The sequence below is a fragment of the Corynebacterium heidelbergense genome (assembly GCF_028609845.1).
Lineage (GTDB): Bacteria > Actinomycetota > Actinomycetes > Mycobacteriales > Mycobacteriaceae > Corynebacterium > Corynebacterium heidelbergense.
This window is the reverse complement of record NZ_CP063191.1, coordinates 2,159,621-2,172,998: the sequence shown is the minus strand read 5'-3', so window position 1 is coordinate 2,172,998 and position 13,378 is coordinate 2,159,621. Positions and strand designations below refer to the sequence as shown.

16 protein-coding genes are annotated in these 13,378 nt (G+C 68.4%); 12 read left to right on the top strand and 4 right to left on the bottom strand.

Features of this window, described 5'->3' with window-relative positions; genetic code table 11:
• Positions 1 to 23 precede the first annotated feature (23 nt).
• Genes CHEID_RS09645 through CHEID_RS09630 form a run of 4 tightly spaced genes read left to right on the top strand, consistent with a single transcriptional unit; the run spans position 24 to position 2,004 of the window.
• Positions 24 to 392, top strand: a complete 369-nt coding sequence (locus CHEID_RS09645; RefSeq protein WP_112770178.1) for a WhiB family transcriptional regulator — start codon at positions 24 to 26, stop codon at positions 390 to 392.
• A gap of 24 nt (positions 393 to 416) precedes the next feature.
• Entirely contained in the window at positions 417 to 575 is a 159-nt protein-coding gene (locus tag CHEID_RS09640; protein WP_112770179.1) for a Sp36 family protein, read from the top strand.
• A gap of 16 nt (positions 576 to 591) precedes the next feature.
• The gene (locus tag CHEID_RS09635; RefSeq protein ID WP_112770180.1) at positions 592 to 1,128 is read left to right on the top strand and encodes a RidA family protein; all 537 of its coding nucleotides are present in this window, start codon (positions 592 to 594) and stop codon (positions 1,126 to 1,128) included.
• 36 nt (positions 1,129 to 1,164) lie between these two features.
• Complete coding sequence (locus CHEID_RS09630; RefSeq protein WP_112770181.1) at positions 1,165 to 2,004, top strand: MBL fold metallo-hydrolase; 840 nt, start codon at positions 1,165 to 1,167, stop codon at positions 2,002 to 2,004.
• A 9-nt stretch (positions 2,005 to 2,013) separates the two neighbouring features.
• Here CHEID_RS09630 and glxR read toward each other — a convergent pair whose 3' ends face one another.
• Entirely contained in the window at positions 2,014 to 2,697 is a 684-nt protein-coding gene (glxR, locus tag CHEID_RS09625; protein ID WP_112770182.1) for a CRP-like cAMP-activated global transcriptional regulator GlxR, read from the bottom strand.
• 211 nt (positions 2,698 to 2,908) lie between these two features.
• Here glxR and nth point away from each other — a divergent pair, with 211 nt between their 5' ends.
• From nth to CHEID_RS09605, 4 genes are all read left to right on the top strand, one after another.
• On the top strand, positions 2,909 to 3,706 hold the full coding sequence (nth, locus tag CHEID_RS09620; RefSeq protein ID WP_112770183.1) for an endonuclease III: 798 nt from the start codon (positions 2,909 to 2,911) through the stop codon (positions 3,704 to 3,706).
• On the top strand, positions 3,706 to 4,437 hold the full coding sequence (locus tag CHEID_RS09615; RefSeq protein WP_112770184.1) for a TlpA family protein disulfide reductase: 732 nt from the start codon (positions 3,706 to 3,708) through the stop codon (positions 4,435 to 4,437). Before nth ends, CHEID_RS09615 begins: the two co-directional genes overlap by 1 nt.
• Before the next feature lie 69 nt (positions 4,438 to 4,506).
• Positions 4,507 to 5,331, top strand: a complete 825-nt coding sequence (locus CHEID_RS09610; protein WP_112770185.1) for an NUDIX hydrolase — start codon at positions 4,507 to 4,509, stop codon at positions 5,329 to 5,331.
• On the top strand, positions 5,328 to 6,557 hold the full coding sequence (locus CHEID_RS09605) for a MarP family serine protease (protein ID WP_273661125.1): 1,230 nt from the start codon (positions 5,328 to 5,330) through the stop codon (positions 6,555 to 6,557). The genes CHEID_RS09610 and CHEID_RS09605 overlap by 4 nt, the downstream gene beginning before the upstream one ends.
• Here CHEID_RS09605 and CHEID_RS09600 read toward each other — a convergent pair.
• Both CHEID_RS09600 and CHEID_RS09595 read right to left on the bottom strand, forming a co-directional pair.
• Positions 6,554 to 7,486, bottom strand: coding sequence for an alpha/beta hydrolase (locus tag CHEID_RS09600; protein ID WP_273661124.1), 933 nt, complete (start codon positions 7,484 to 7,486; stop codon positions 6,554 to 6,556). The genes CHEID_RS09605 and CHEID_RS09600 overlap by 4 nt on opposite strands.
• 65 nt (positions 7,487 to 7,551) lie before the next feature.
• Positions 7,552 to 8,073 carry a phage holin family protein gene (locus CHEID_RS09595; RefSeq protein WP_238599432.1) on the bottom strand — a complete coding sequence of 174 codons (522 nt, stop codon included), beginning with the start codon at positions 8,071 to 8,073 and terminating at the stop codon, positions 7,552 to 7,554.
• A gap of 91 nt (positions 8,074 to 8,164) precedes the next feature.
• Between CHEID_RS09595 and CHEID_RS09590 the strand changes: the two genes are divergently transcribed.
• The gene (locus CHEID_RS09590) at positions 8,165 to 8,980 is read left to right on the top strand and encodes a Fic family protein (RefSeq protein ID WP_112770308.1); all 816 of its coding nucleotides are present in this window, start codon (positions 8,165 to 8,167) and stop codon (positions 8,978 to 8,980) included.
• Here CHEID_RS09590 and CHEID_RS09585 read toward each other — a convergent pair.
• On the bottom strand, positions 8,977 to 9,795 hold the full coding sequence (locus CHEID_RS09585) for an HAD family hydrolase (RefSeq protein ID WP_238599433.1): 819 nt from the start codon (positions 9,793 to 9,795) through the stop codon (positions 8,977 to 8,979). The two genes, CHEID_RS09590 and CHEID_RS09585, sit on opposite strands and share 4 nt — an antisense overlap.
• Before the next feature lie 172 nt (positions 9,796 to 9,967).
• Between CHEID_RS09585 and CHEID_RS09580 the strand changes: the two genes are divergently transcribed.
• The 3 genes from CHEID_RS09580 to CHEID_RS09570 are packed head-to-tail and all read left to right on the top strand — an operon-like array spanning position 9,968 to position 13,370.
• A complete protein-coding gene (locus CHEID_RS09580; RefSeq protein WP_146743892.1) occupies positions 9,968 to 11,011 on the top strand; it encodes a CpaE-like family protein in 1,044 nt (347 codons plus the stop codon).
• Positions 11,008 to 12,261 carry a TadA family conjugal transfer-associated ATPase gene (locus CHEID_RS09575; protein WP_112770018.1) on the top strand — a complete coding sequence of 418 codons (1,254 nt, stop codon included), beginning with the start codon at positions 11,008 to 11,010 and terminating at the stop codon, positions 12,259 to 12,261. The genes CHEID_RS09580 and CHEID_RS09575 overlap by 4 nt, the downstream gene beginning before the upstream one ends.
• Positions 12,258 to 13,370, top strand: a complete 1,113-nt coding sequence (locus CHEID_RS09570; RefSeq protein ID WP_112770017.1) for a type II secretion system F family protein — start codon at positions 12,258 to 12,260, stop codon at positions 13,368 to 13,370. Before CHEID_RS09575 ends, CHEID_RS09570 begins: the two co-directional genes overlap by 4 nt.
• The last annotated feature ends 8 nt before the right edge of the window (positions 13,371 to 13,378 follow it).

Sequence of the window (13,378 nt, the reverse complement as noted above, 5' to 3'; positions counted from 1 at the left end):
CCCTTTTTGGAGGTACACCCACCATGACCGCATCGCTTGCTCGCCCCGCAGCCGCCCCCACCACGCTGCACGTGAACCAAGTGACCTCTCGCGAATCCTTCGCCAACCGGGGCGACTGGATAACCCGGGCCCACTGCCGCAACGTCAACCCAGACGAGCTGTTTGTCCGCGGCGCGGCCCAGCGCAAAGCGGTGGCGATCTGCCGCCACTGCCCCGTGGTGCTTCAGTGCCGCGCAGATGCCCTGGATAGCAAGGTGGAATTCGGCGTGTGGGGCGGCATGACGGAGCGCCAACGCCGCGCGCTGCTGCGTAAGCACCCCGACGTGGAAAGTTGGGCGGACTTCTTCGCCGCCCAACTGGAGGCCCGGCACCAGCGGGAGGGCGTGGCCTAAGCCGCGCCGCTATACTCCACAGGCATGACTAACTGGGAATACGCCACCGTTCCGCTGCTCACGCACGCCACCAAGCAAATCCTTGATTCCTGGGGCCAGGACGGCTGGGAGCTGGTCTCCGTACTTCCCGGCCCCACCGGTGAGCAGCACGTCGCGTACCTCAAGCGCGAACTGGCTCAGTAACGGACTGGTCTTGCACATGTCCACTGACTCTTCCCCGCAGCGATCCCCTGTCCCCTCCGAGCGCCTCGCGGAATTGGGAATCGCCCTCCCCACCGTCGCCGCCCCCGTCGCCGCCTATGTTCCGGCCGTGCAGGTGGGGGACATGGTCTACACCTCGGGTCAGTTGCCCTTCATTGCGGGGGAACTGCCCGCAACGGGGCTTGTGGGCGTCCCCAAGAACACACCGGAGGCCCCCGCCGCCGCACGCCCGGAGGTCACCGCGGAAGCAGCCTACGACCTCGCCCGAACCGCCACGCTGAACGCCCTCGCCGCAATCGACGACCTCGCGGGCATTGACAACATCGAGCGCATCGTCAAGGTCACGGGGTTCGTGGCCTCCGCGCCGGGCTTCGGCGGGCAACCCGGGGTGGTCAACGGGGCCTCCGACCTACTGGGGCACATTTTTGGGGACGCCGGTACCCACGCGCGCGCCGCAGTGGGCGTGGCCGAGTTGCCCCTCGGGTCCCCTGTGGAAATCGAGGTCATGGCCCAGATCCGCCACAGCGCCAAGTAACGACGAAAGCCCCCGGTGAGTCGTACACTGGACCCCATGAAACATCCTGCGTACAGCCAATTGCGACCGGTCACAGCCAATGCGGGGGTTGTGCTGGCCCCCAACCCGAGCTACGCGGCGCTGGAGGGCACCAACTCCTGGGTCCTGCGCGGCGAAGGCGATTCCGTCTCCGTGGTGGTCGATCCGGGTCCGCAGGATGAAGGGCACCTCAACGTGCTGTGGTCCAAGGCCACCGGCCCCGACGAGGAAAACCCCGCCAACATCGCCGTCGTGTTGCTCACCCACCGCCACCACGACCACGCCGGCGGGGCCCACCGCTTCCGCCAGATCTCCGGGGTGCAGGTGCGGGCCTTTGACAAGCAGTACTGCTATGGCGGGGCGGAGCCGCTGCAGGATGGGGAGATCATCTCCTTCGAGGGGCTGACCCCCACCATCGAGGTGGTCCACACGCCCGGCCACACTGCGGACAGCGTGAGCTTCTTCATCCACTCCGAGGGGGGAACGGATGATTCGGATGTGGAAGCCATCATCACCGGGGACACCATCGCCGGGCGCCACACCACGATGATCTCCGAAACGGACGGGGACCTTGGCGCCTACCTGGATACCCTGGCCACCCTGCGGGATCGCGGTTCTAACGTGCCGCTGCTGCCCGGGCACGGGCCGGATCAGCCGAACACCGCAGAAATCGCTCAGCGCTACATTGACCGGCGGGAGCAGCGCCTCGAGCAGGTCAAACAAGCGCTGGCGGAGCTCGGGGACGACGCGGACGTCTCCGAAATCGTGGACTACATCTACACCGACGTGGACCCGGTCCTGCGGGACGCCGCAGCCCAGTCCACGCGCGTGACCCTGCGTTTCCTGCAAAAGAAGTAGCGTTCCCCGCTAGCGGGCGCGGCGAGCCAAGCGCTCCGTGTCGGAGATGACCACGGCCTTGCCCTCCAGCTTGATCCACCCGCGCTGCGCGAATTCGGCCAAGGCCTTGTTCACCGTCTCCCGGGAAGCCCCCACGAGCTGCGCAATCTCCTCCTGGGTTAGGTCGTGATGCACTCGCAGCGCCCCGCCCTCTTGCGTGCCAAAGCGATTGGCTAGCTGTAGCAGGGCCTTGGCAACGCGGCCGGGCACGTCGGTGAAGATGAGGTCCGCCAGGGAGTTGTTCGTCCGGCGCAGGCGGCGGGCCAGCACCCGCAAGAGCTGCTCGGAGATTGCCGGGTGCGCCCCGATCCACGCGTGGAGCATGGCGGAATCCATCGTCGCGGCCCGCACGTCCGTCACGCACACGGCGGAGGAGGTGCGCGGACCGGGGTCGAAGATGGACAGCTCCCCGAACATGTCCGAGGGGCCCATGACCGTCAACAGGTTCTCCCGCCCGTCGGCGGCGTGCCGGGCGAGCTTCACCTTGCCGCTGACGATGATGTACAGCCGGTCTCCGGGCTCGCCCTCGTTGAAAATGGTCGTGCCGCGGGGGAACTTCACAGAATCTAGCTGCTCGATCAACGAGCGCACGGCCCCGGGGTCGACTCCCTGAAAAATGCCCGCGCGGGACAGGATTTCGGGGGTTTCAGGCATGTCTTCGGCTCACTTCCGCTGATGAAAAACGCGGGCGTGCGGCGGGCCGGGCCACCGCAGCCAGCTAGTTTTACGGCACTAGTCTAGTGTTCCGGCGCCCGTTGAGTGCTTAGCATGTCCCACAAAACTGCTGAACCCCAGGTAAGTAGACACTCTGCAGCAGCGTGGGGGAGTCCGGGTGCCCCGCGTGGCGGGCATTAGAGTGGTCTGCATGCCCGCTCCGCTCGAACCCCGGTTGCCCAAGCCCGGGCGCCACATCGCCGCCCTCGGCCGGGAAACCCCCCTGGGCACGAAGCGCCGTGCCCGGAAAATTAGCCGCCTGCTGGCCCAGGCCTACCCCAGGGCGGAGGCGGAGTTGAACTTCAGTAACCCGCTAGAGCTGCTGGTGGCCACGGTCCTGTCCGCCCAGTGCACGGATGTGCGGGTCAACCAGGTGACCCCGGCGCTGTTCCTGCGCTACCCGACCGCCGCAGATTATGCCGCAGCCCAGCGCGAGGAGCTGGAGGCCCTCATCCGGCCTACCGGCTTTTTCCGGTCGAAGGCGACGAGCATCATGGGCCTTGGCCGGGCCATCGAGGAGCGCCACGGCGGGGTGGTGCCGGGGCGCCTGGAGGATCTGGTGAAGCTGCCCGGGGTCGGCCGCAAGACCGCGAACGTGGTCTTGGGCAATGCTTTTGACACCCCCGGATTGACGGTCGATACCCACCTGGGGCGGCTATCCCGCCGGTGGATGCTCACGCGCCAGGAGGATCCGGTGAAGGTGGAGCAGGACTTGGCAGAGTTGATCGAGCGCCGGGACTGGACCGTGTTCTCCCATCGGGCGATCTTCCACGGCCGCCGAATCTGCCATTCCCGCCGGGCGGCCTGTGGCGCCTGCTTCCTGGCCCGGCAGTGCCCCAGCTTCGGGATGGTCGGCCCGGCTGACCCGGAGGCCGCGATGCGGTTGATCACCTCTGCGGATCGGGAGCACCTGTTATCCCTGGCGGGTTTTGAAGGAGCTGAGCAGTGATGACCAAGACTTCCCGCGCCCCGGAGGCGGACCGCTCCCGCCGGATCATCTTGGTGCTCACCGTGGTGGTCGGCCTCGCCGTCGCAGCGATTCCGCTGGTGGCGGCGTGGTTGGGAGAACAGCCGGATTCCCCCGCCGCGGCCCCTGGGGTGGTCGGTGGCTCGTCTTCTGCTGTGGACGCCACCAGCACCGCGCAGCGCACACCAGACCCCGCAATCCCGGTACTGGACACCCCCATCGCCTGCCCAGGCGTGGCCCCTGGGGCACCGGATCCGGACGGCCCCGCCAGCACCACCGTGGCCGTGGGCCTGCAAAAAACGTCCCTGCCCTGCCTGACGGACAGCGGGGATAACTCGGCCCGCAAAACCCTCAGCCAACACCTCGTCGGCAAGCCGACGGTGCTCAACGTGTGGGCCTGGTGGTGCGGTCCGTGTCAGAAGGAGCTGCCCCTGGTGAACACGTTGGCCGAGCGGCACCCCGAATGGAATGTCGTGGGTCTTCACGCGGATCCGGCTGCGGAGGCGGGCGTCCAAAAGATGACAGACCTCCACATCACCCACCTGGCCTCCTACCAGGACGCCAAAAAGGAATTCCCCCGCCAGGCCAGCCTGCCGGGCGTGGTGCCCCTGACCATCGTGTACCGGGCCGACGGATCCGAGGCGAAGATGGAGATGCGGCCGTTCACCTCCTACGAGGAGCTGGAAAAAGCAGTGCAGGAGGCCCTGGGTTAGCCCGCCTTGCCCCTTTGTCCGCGAGCCCGACCGCCTACAGCCGAACCGAGAAAACCACCACTGCACACCATGACATCCCCCCTCTACACGCTGGACCAATGGCGGCGCGCGGCCGCCGACCAGCCGCCCCTACCCAGCCAAATTCCGCCCTGGCTACGTGACTTCGCCACCGCAGCCCGGCAGGGCAACATCCACGATCGGCTCAACGAACCGGCCCGGATTGTCCCCGAGACCGGGCCGGACGGCACCCCGCCGCGCTATTCCGCTGTGCTCCTGCTCATCGGCGGGCCTAAGGGCTTCGACCCCACCCCGGAGCAGCCCTTTCCCCCGGAGGCCACCCTGTTGCTGACCCACCGGGCCCCCACGATGCGCAACCACTCCGGGCAGATGGCCTTCCCCGGCGGGCGGTGGGAACCGCAGGACGCCGGGCCCGTGGAGACGGCCCTGCGGGAAGCGGAGGAGGAAACCGGGCTGGACACCTCCGGTGTGGAGCCGCTGGCAGTCCTCCAACCGGTGTACATCGACCGCAGCAACTTCGCGGTCATCCCCGTGCTGGCCTACTGGGCGCGGCCGGGGAAGGTGCACCCGGCATCCCCGGAAAACGACTGGGTGCAGGCCTATCCTCTGCGCCGACTCGTGGACCCCCGGCTGCGCTACACCGTGGGCTTCGCCGGGTGGTCCGGGCCGGCCTTCGACGTCGAGGGCATGGTGCTGTGGGGTTTCACCGCCGGGGTGCTTACCGCCGTGCTGCAGGTGGCCGGGTGGGAGCAATCGTGGGCGGCAGAGCCGACGCGGGATCTGCTGGAGGTGCTGCGCAAGTCCGCCAACAAGGAGGCGCTGGCCCACATGGCGGCAAAGTTCCGGGCCGCCGGGGAGACCGGAGGTGCCCCATGAGCGGGTCCGCAGTCATCGACGTGGTGCTTCTCCTCTTCATCCTGGCCTCCGTGGTCGCAGGGTGGCGGCAGGGCGGGAGCGTGGCGGGTTTCAGCCTGGCTGGGGTGCTGGCCGGCGGTTTCGTAGGTGTGCGGGCCATTCCCGTCGTGCTCAGGCTCGTGGACCGCGCGAGCGGGGGAGATGGGGCCGAGGCGGACGCGGGGGAGGGGTGGCGTTTTCTACTGGCCCTCGGGGTTATCCTCGGGTTTGTCCTGGTGGGGTATGCCCTGGGCTCCGCCATCGGTGCGTGGCTGCGCCAACGGTTGCGCACAACGAGTGCGGCGGGGGTGGATTCGTTGCTGGGCTCCATCGTTCACGTGGTGACCACGCTCGTCGTCGTGTGGCTCGTGCTGGCCCCGGTGGCAGCGCGGGACTCCAACCATTTCAGCCAGTCCCTCAAGGGATCCGCCGTGCTCTCCGGGGTGGAGCGGGCCACGCCCCAATTCATCCGTAACGTCCCGGCGCGCGTGCACTCTTTCATCGATGCCTCCGGTTTCCCGGTGATCAGCGACCCCTTCAACCAAATGCCACAACGGCAGGTGGATGCGCCCAACTCCGCCCTCAGCGCCGATCCTGTCGTGGCCGCCGTGGGTCCCAGCGTGGTTCACGTCATCGGCGAGGCGGACCAGTGCAGTCGCCTACTGCAGGGGTCCGGGTTTGTGGTGGCGCCCAACACGGTGATGACAAACGCGCATGTCGTTGCGGGCACCAACAAGGTACAGCTCTCCACGGTGAACGGGCGGGTGGATGCCACCGTGACCATGTACAACCCGCAGCACGACATCGCGCTGCTCAGCGCGCCGGGGCTGGGCCTCCAGCCGTTGCAATGGTCGGAGGCGGATGCGCAGGCTGGGCAGGATGCCATCGTGCTCGGGTATCCCCTGGGCGGCCCCTTCACAGCTACCCCGGCGAGGGTGCGGGAGAAGTTCGTGGTCTCCGGGCCCAACATCTACGCCAACAGCAGGGTGGACCGGGAGGCCTACTCCCTGCGGGCCACCGTTCAGCACGGCAATTCAGGGGGTCCCCTGGTGGATGGGGAAGGGCATGTTCTGGGGCTCATCTTCGGGGCGGATGCCAACGAGGATGGCACCGGTTACGCCCTGACGCGCGAGGAAGTGGATAGCCAGGTGGGGCAGCTCAGTCAGTATCGGGCGGCCGTGGGGACCGGGGCCTGCGTGAACGGCTAGTCTGCGTCGGCGGCGGCCACGGCGCGCTGCAGGATCTCCGCCACGGCCTGGGGATCCTCGATGTGGGGGAAGTGGCCCACGCCGTAGAGCAGCTCGGCGCGGGAGCCAGGGCCGCCGCGGTGGGCGGACCGCCGGGCAGCGGCGGCGGTGTACGCCGGGTCCATGCTCCCGTTGACGCAGACCACCGGGATTGCGATGCGGCGGGGGAAGCTGCGGTCGAAGCTGATCCCCTCCGGGCGGAATCGGGAGCGGAAGGTCCACCGCCGGTACTCACAGGAGGTATGGGCCACCTTGTCCACCAGCATGGCCTCGCGGCGCAGCTCGGCATGGCGGCGGTAGAGCTCCGTGTCCCGAAAGCCGGGGGCCACGCGGGCGCGGAAGTAGCGCTCAGCAGCAGCGGCGCCGTCCTTCAGCAGGGTCTTTTCCGGGGCCTTGGGTAGCTGTACGTACAGGTTGGGCCATAGCTGGGACCAGTGCGCTACCGGTTGGGTGAGGATCTTTTGGGCCTGCACCACCGGGTGGGGTGCGCTGAGGGTGACCAGGCAGGAGACGCGCGCCGGTTCGTGGGCGGCGAGGGTCCAGCCGACGAGGCCGCCGTAGCCGTGGCCCACGACAATTGCTCGGGCATAGCCGAGGCCGCGGATGACGCCCGCCATGTCGCTGGCGGCGGTGGTGAGGTCGTACCCGCGCGGGGTCTTATCTGAGCGGCCGGTGCCCCGCAGGTCCACTGCAGCGATGCGGTAGTGGGCACCTCGCAACTGCTCCAGCAGTTCCTGCCACTCGAAGGCGCCCCCGCCGAAACCGTGGATGAGCAGCAGGAGCGGGGCGTTTCGGGGGCCCTGGACGGCGAGATGCAAACGCACACCCCGGGAGTGAACGAAGATGCTCTCCGGGGTGCGTTCTGCGGCGGGTTCCAGGCTGCTCGTCACGTCTACGAGTGGGGTCGAATGGGGAAGGGAAGGGGTTTACAGGGGAGGGGAGGAGTACTGACCCCTTAGGTGTACATCCCGTTCTCGGTGCGACCGGCCTTGCCCCGGGACAATTGCTTGTTATTGGCCGGCACGACCTGCTTGAGCTCGTTGACGGACTCGATGGTCTTTTCGGGCTTCTTGATCTTCTTCACCTGCTTCAGGCCGATGAGCGCCAGGACGGCGACGAGCACCAGCATGAACAGGAAGACGACGAGGAACGCGGCCCAGCGCCACATGAAGGTCTGCAACACCTCGGCGATAGTGAAGAAAAGGAAGAAAGAGCTGTAGGCCAGGATGACGGCTGCCGCGGCGAAGAGGCCAGCGCCGATTCCGGCCTTCTTCGCAGACTCAGAAATCTCCGCCTTGGCCAGCTCGATCTCCGTACGCACCAGCGTGGAGAACTGGGCGGAAGCATCCTTAAGCAGATCGGCGATGCTGCCCTGACCCTGGCTGCGGGAATCGACGTCCGACAGCGGAATGGCGTTGACCTGCGGGTTAAAGCTATCGCGGTCAGTGTAGAGACCATCGCTATGGTTGTTGCTCACGGGTATTCTCCTGGGATTTCGCGCCATTGACTCCCACTAGTTTGCCAGACCGTCCAGATAATTGCGCGCAAGGGTGAATTATTCTATTCCCATGCCAGTCGCCACCCCCAGTAACCAGCCAGATCCGCTCGCTCCACTGTTAGAGCTACCGGGGGTCGCCGATGCCGTGCAGGAGGCCAGCGACTACGTGGCGCGGGTACACCGTCATCCCGCCAACCTGCGGGGGTGGGATGTCACTGGGGCCGAGTCTGTGCTGCGGGGGGCTCGAGCCTCCGCCCAGATCGACGGGGGATCGGTGCGCCTGCCGGAGGACGGCCAGGTGGCCGACCCGATTCTGGCCGGGTCCCTGCGCGTGGCGGAGATGCTGGCGCCGGATGGAACTACGGAGACGCAGACGATCTGGCGCCGGGCCCCCTTGCAGATCATGGCCAAGATCAACGCCTTGGCCAGCCCGGAGATGTCGGATCCGGCCTTCCGCCAGTTGGCAGCGCGGGGATCTGAGCAGGGGGGCTCCGAATTCCTCGTTCCCGGCCGCCCGTGGGCTGCAGCGGGCGGGCGGCTGAAATTGCTGGCAGCGCTGCTGACCGGCGGAAGCCGCGTCAGCGCAGTGGTGCTTTCCGCAGTAGTGCACGGAGAATTGCTGGCCCTGGCCCCGTTCGCGGGAGCCAATGGCGTTACCGCGCGGGCCTGCTCCCGGTTGACTACGATCGCCAGCGGCCTGGACCCGCGCGGACTGGGTGTGCCAGAGGTGTGGTGGAACCGGCATAGGGGGGAGTACGGCGATTTAGCCCGGGCTTTCGCACAAGGCACCCCGGAAGCCGTCGGGGCGTGGATCTGTTTCCACGCCCAGGGGTTGTCCGAGGGCGCCTTGGAGGGCAAGTCCATCGCGGACGCCTCCCGGCCCTAGCCCTCTTCCTCCCGGCCGCGGAACCATACGGTTAGCCCGGCGGCGACAGCCCCCAGCAGCGCCAGCGTGGCCCCAGCCCCGGCGAGGACCTTCGTCTGCTCAAAGAGCGGTTCTGGGCGGCGGAACTGTTCGATGGGCCACCCGCGTTCCACGGCAATCTTGCGCAGCGGCCGGTCCGGGTTGACCGCATGGGGGTGGCCCACAGCTTCCAACAGGGGCAGGTCGGTGGCTGAATCCGTGTAGGCATGGCTGTCTTCCAGGGCATAGCCGTGGGTCAACGCCAGCTCGGCGAGCCGCTCCACCTTGGCGCTCCCGCGGTTGAAGTGCAGCACCTCCCCGGTGAACACCCCGTCCACTTCTTCCAGCTCCGTGGCGATAAGGTGGTCCACTTTCAGTTCCGCTGCGATGGGTTCCACCAGCACGCTCGCGGAGGCCGTGATGATGGCGATCTTGTGGCCCTGTTCCCGGTGCCGCGCCAGCAGCTCCCGGGCCTCCGCATAGACGAAGGGGGTGATGACCTCCTGCAGCGCGTCCTGGGCCACGCTGCGCAGGGCGGAGGTGCTTTGGCCGCGGATGATGTTCAGTAGCGCGTTCTTGGTGGCGTCCATAGCCGCCTCCGAATGGGTGGTGAGCATGTAGTTGCCCAACAACGCCATCATCCGCACAACCTCCCCCGTGCTGATGAGGCCGCGTTGCGCCATGGGGCGGCGGTAGGCCAGGGAGGCGCTGGTGTCCAGGATTGTTTTGTCCAGGTCGAAGACGGCGAGGACGCGCTGCCCGGCGGGGGGTTCGGTGGTCGGCGGCGGTGGGGTCACGCCGTTTATGGTAGCCCCCGGTGCCGCGGTACCCCGATAACATGGGCCGACGCTGAGGGCCAAGCTGCCTTTCCACAGCGCGGGCCGAGTGTTGGGGCGGGGTGGGCGGTTGTGCACAGGCCCGGCGCGTGGGGGTGGGACAGGGGGCCCGGTGGCTGGGAACCTGTGGGCCATGGGGAGAAAAGACAAGGCGAGCGGTCCCGCTGGGGCGGCGTTGATCGTGGATGTGGAGGACCCCGGTTTGGCCCAGGAGGCGCAGCTCGTGGCAGTGGTGACGGGGCGGCGGGTGTGCAGCCCCGAGGAGGTCGTAACGGCGGCTGGGGTGACTGTGCTCACGGACCGCGAGGAACAGCGGTGGGAGCGGGCCGCCCGGGTGATCCGGGTGGACCAGTGGGACCCGCCCCTGGCCGCTGGGGGTGCGGTGAGCCTGGCGGAGTACCTCGTGGCGGCGGATGTGCCGCGGGTGGCAGTTTTTTCCGCGTGTGGGGGTGCCGGGGGCAGCGTGTTCACCCTGGCCCTGGCAGGATGCCTCTCGGCGCAGTCGCAGGAGGCGCTGGTGGTGGATGCCGACCCGCTGTCGGTGGGGTTGGACCTGCTGGCCGGGGTGGAGCAGGACCCGGGTTGGCGGCTGCGGGACATTGGCGCGGACGCCGGGGAGGAAGTAATCGACCAGATGCCCTGGGTTGGGGGCAACGACTACGACGTGGCCATCGCCAGCAACCGGGGCGGGACGGTGGCAGATATCCGCAGGACCCTGCCGGTGTTGCTGCGCCAGCGGGTGCCCATCGTCGTGGACTTCGGCCGGGTTCGGGTGCGGGAGGGGGCATGGCAGGAGGAGGTCCTGCGCATGGTGCAGCCCGATGCGGTGTTACTGGTGGCGCCGTTGAGCGTTGCGGGTTTGGACGCCGCCCGCACCGCGCTGGACCACCTGTCCGCAGTGGCGGCAGTACCGGCCTGTGGGAGGGGGCAGGTAGTGCTGCGCAGGTTGGCCGGGACCAGGCGACGCAAGTACCGCCGGGGTGGAGGGGCAGAGGTGGACGTCCCCATGGCGGCGATGATGCTGGACCAGGCGCCGGTGGGGGTCATCGACCATGACGAGTACGTGCAGGCTGCCCTGGACGCGGGGGACTTCGACCTAACGTCCGGGGCCCTGGGTTCGGCGGCGGTGGAAGCCCTCGGAGAGGTCCTTGGCGATTCACTGGAGGTGCGGGTATGAGCACCCGGGCCGCGTTAGGGGCCTCGGTGTTGAACATCGCGGCCTTCCGGCGGCAGGCAGAGCAGCCGGAGCCCAGAATCGCACCGGGGGATACCGAGCGGCTGACCCATGCGGTGCGGGTGGAGCTGGCCAAGCGGGGGCGGACGCGGCCGGGGGTGGGCGACATCGCCTCTGCGCTGGAGGAGGTGCGCCCCCGCTTGACCCGACCAGCGGAGGGACAGGCCCTTGTGGAGCAGATCCGCGAGCTGCAGCGGGAATTCCTGGGCTTCGGTCCGCTCGCGGTTCCGCTGGGGCTGCCGGGCGTGACGGATGTGGTGCTCAACGGGGATGGGCGAGTGTGGCTGGATCGGGGCCAGGGGATGGAGGACACGGGGGTGGTGATCAACCCGGAGCAGGCGCGGACCATCGCGGTGCGGTTGGCCGGAGCCTGCGGGGCCCGATTGGACGAGGCATGCCCCTTTGCGGACGGGGTGCTCACTGATTTGCCGGTGGGATTAACCGCTGCTGGGATCCGCCTGCACGCGGCGCTTTCACCCCCGGCGGCCCGGGGAACCTGTATCAGCCTGCGGGTCCTGTCTGGCGGCGCCCTAGGTCTCGATGGGTTGGTCGAGCGCAAACTCACCACGCCCAAGATGGCTCAGGTGCTGCGCGCGATCGTTAGCGCCCGGAAGAACTTGCTGATCAGCGGGGGTACGGGGGCGGGGAAGACCACGTTGCTGGCGGCCCTGCTCGCGGAAGTTCCACCTGATCAGCGCACGGTGATTGTGGAGGACACACCGGAACTCATGCCCGCCCATCCGCATGTGGTCCGGTTGGCGACGCGGCGCGGCAACGCGGATGGGGCAGGGGAGATCGGGATGACGGAACTAGTGCGCCAGTGCCTGCGCATGCGGCCGGATCGGCTGGTGGTGGGGGAGATCCGAGGCCCGGAGATTGCGGATCTCCTGGTGGCCCTCAACACGGGCCACGCCGGTAGTGCAGGGACGGTGCACGCCAACGATCCGGCGGCGGTGCCGGGGCGCCTGATGGCGCTGGGCGCGATGGCGGAAATGCCTGGGGAGGCTTTGACCCGCCAGGTTCTGGACGGGATAGATGTTCTCATCCACGTGGCCAGGACCCCCAAGGGGCGGCGGCTGACCCACGTGGCGCGGTTCCGGCCGATCGCCGGGGGTATGGAGATGCAGACGGTGTGGTGCGGCCGCGCGCTGCCGGGCTGGGAGGAGCTCATGGTGGAGGTGGGGGACCCATGATCCCGGTGGTATGGGCCTCGTGCCTGATGCTCGTGGGTTTCACCGGTTGGCAAGTCGGGCGCAGGATACGCCAGGCCGCACGGGCCCGGGCCTTCCTCGCCCACCTGCGCGAGGCGGTGGACGCCCTGGCCCGGGAGGTCGGCGCTGGGGCCCTACCGGCCGACGCCCTGGGAGCCGTGGCCGAACACGTCCAGGACCCGGCGTTGGGTCGGGTGCTGAGCCGGGCGGGTAGTGAAGTCAGCCTGGGGGCAGACCCCCGGCAGGTCGCCGCGTACACGGAAGGGGATCCCGAGGCGGGGGCCGAGGGGCACGTGCGGCACCTCCTGGAGCTATGGCAGCTCAACCGCCGCCACGGGGTGGCCCTGGCGCCGCTGCTCGACGCCTACGTGCGGGATCTCGATGCACAGTTGGCGCATCAGTCTAAGGCGGCCTCGGCAATGGCGGGGGCCCGGTTGACTGTCATCGTCCTCCTGGCGCTTCCGGTGGGGGCAGTGCTGCTCGGCGGATCCTTCGGACTGAACACTGCGGGCCTGTTGTTGTCCACGGCACTGGGTTGCCTGCTGTTGCTCGTCGGCGTGCTGTTGGCGTGCGGGGGTGTCTTGTGGACGGAGGCGTTGACCGTGCGCGCCCTCGGGGGCGTCGGCGGGCGAGCGGGCCCGCCGGTGGACAGGGACCTCGCCGCGGCGCGAATCCTCGACGTGTTTGCCGAGGCTCTCGTCGCCGGAGCCACCGTGCCCACGGCGTGGTCCATGGCCGCTGCAGGTGTCGGCGCGAATGCGTCCGCGAAGGGAGAACGATCTTCCCCGGAAGGGGCCGTGGCCGCGTTGCTGGCCAGTGGGGCCGGCCCCCGGGCGTGGGAACCCCTCGTCCAGGACGGCTCCTATGGCCCTATCGCTCGCCAGGCGGTCCACCAAACCCGGTCCGGCTTCGCGCTGGCGGAAGGGGTCCACCTGCACGCCGGGCGGCTCCGTCGCCGGGCTGCGGATACGTCCACGGCCAATGCAGAGCGGGTGCTCATTGCGTTGGCTGCTCCGCTCACGCTGTGTTTCCTCCCGGCCTTCGTCGTCGTCGGCCTCATCCCGCTGGTCATCGGGCTGGCGGGGCTGTGAACACCCAG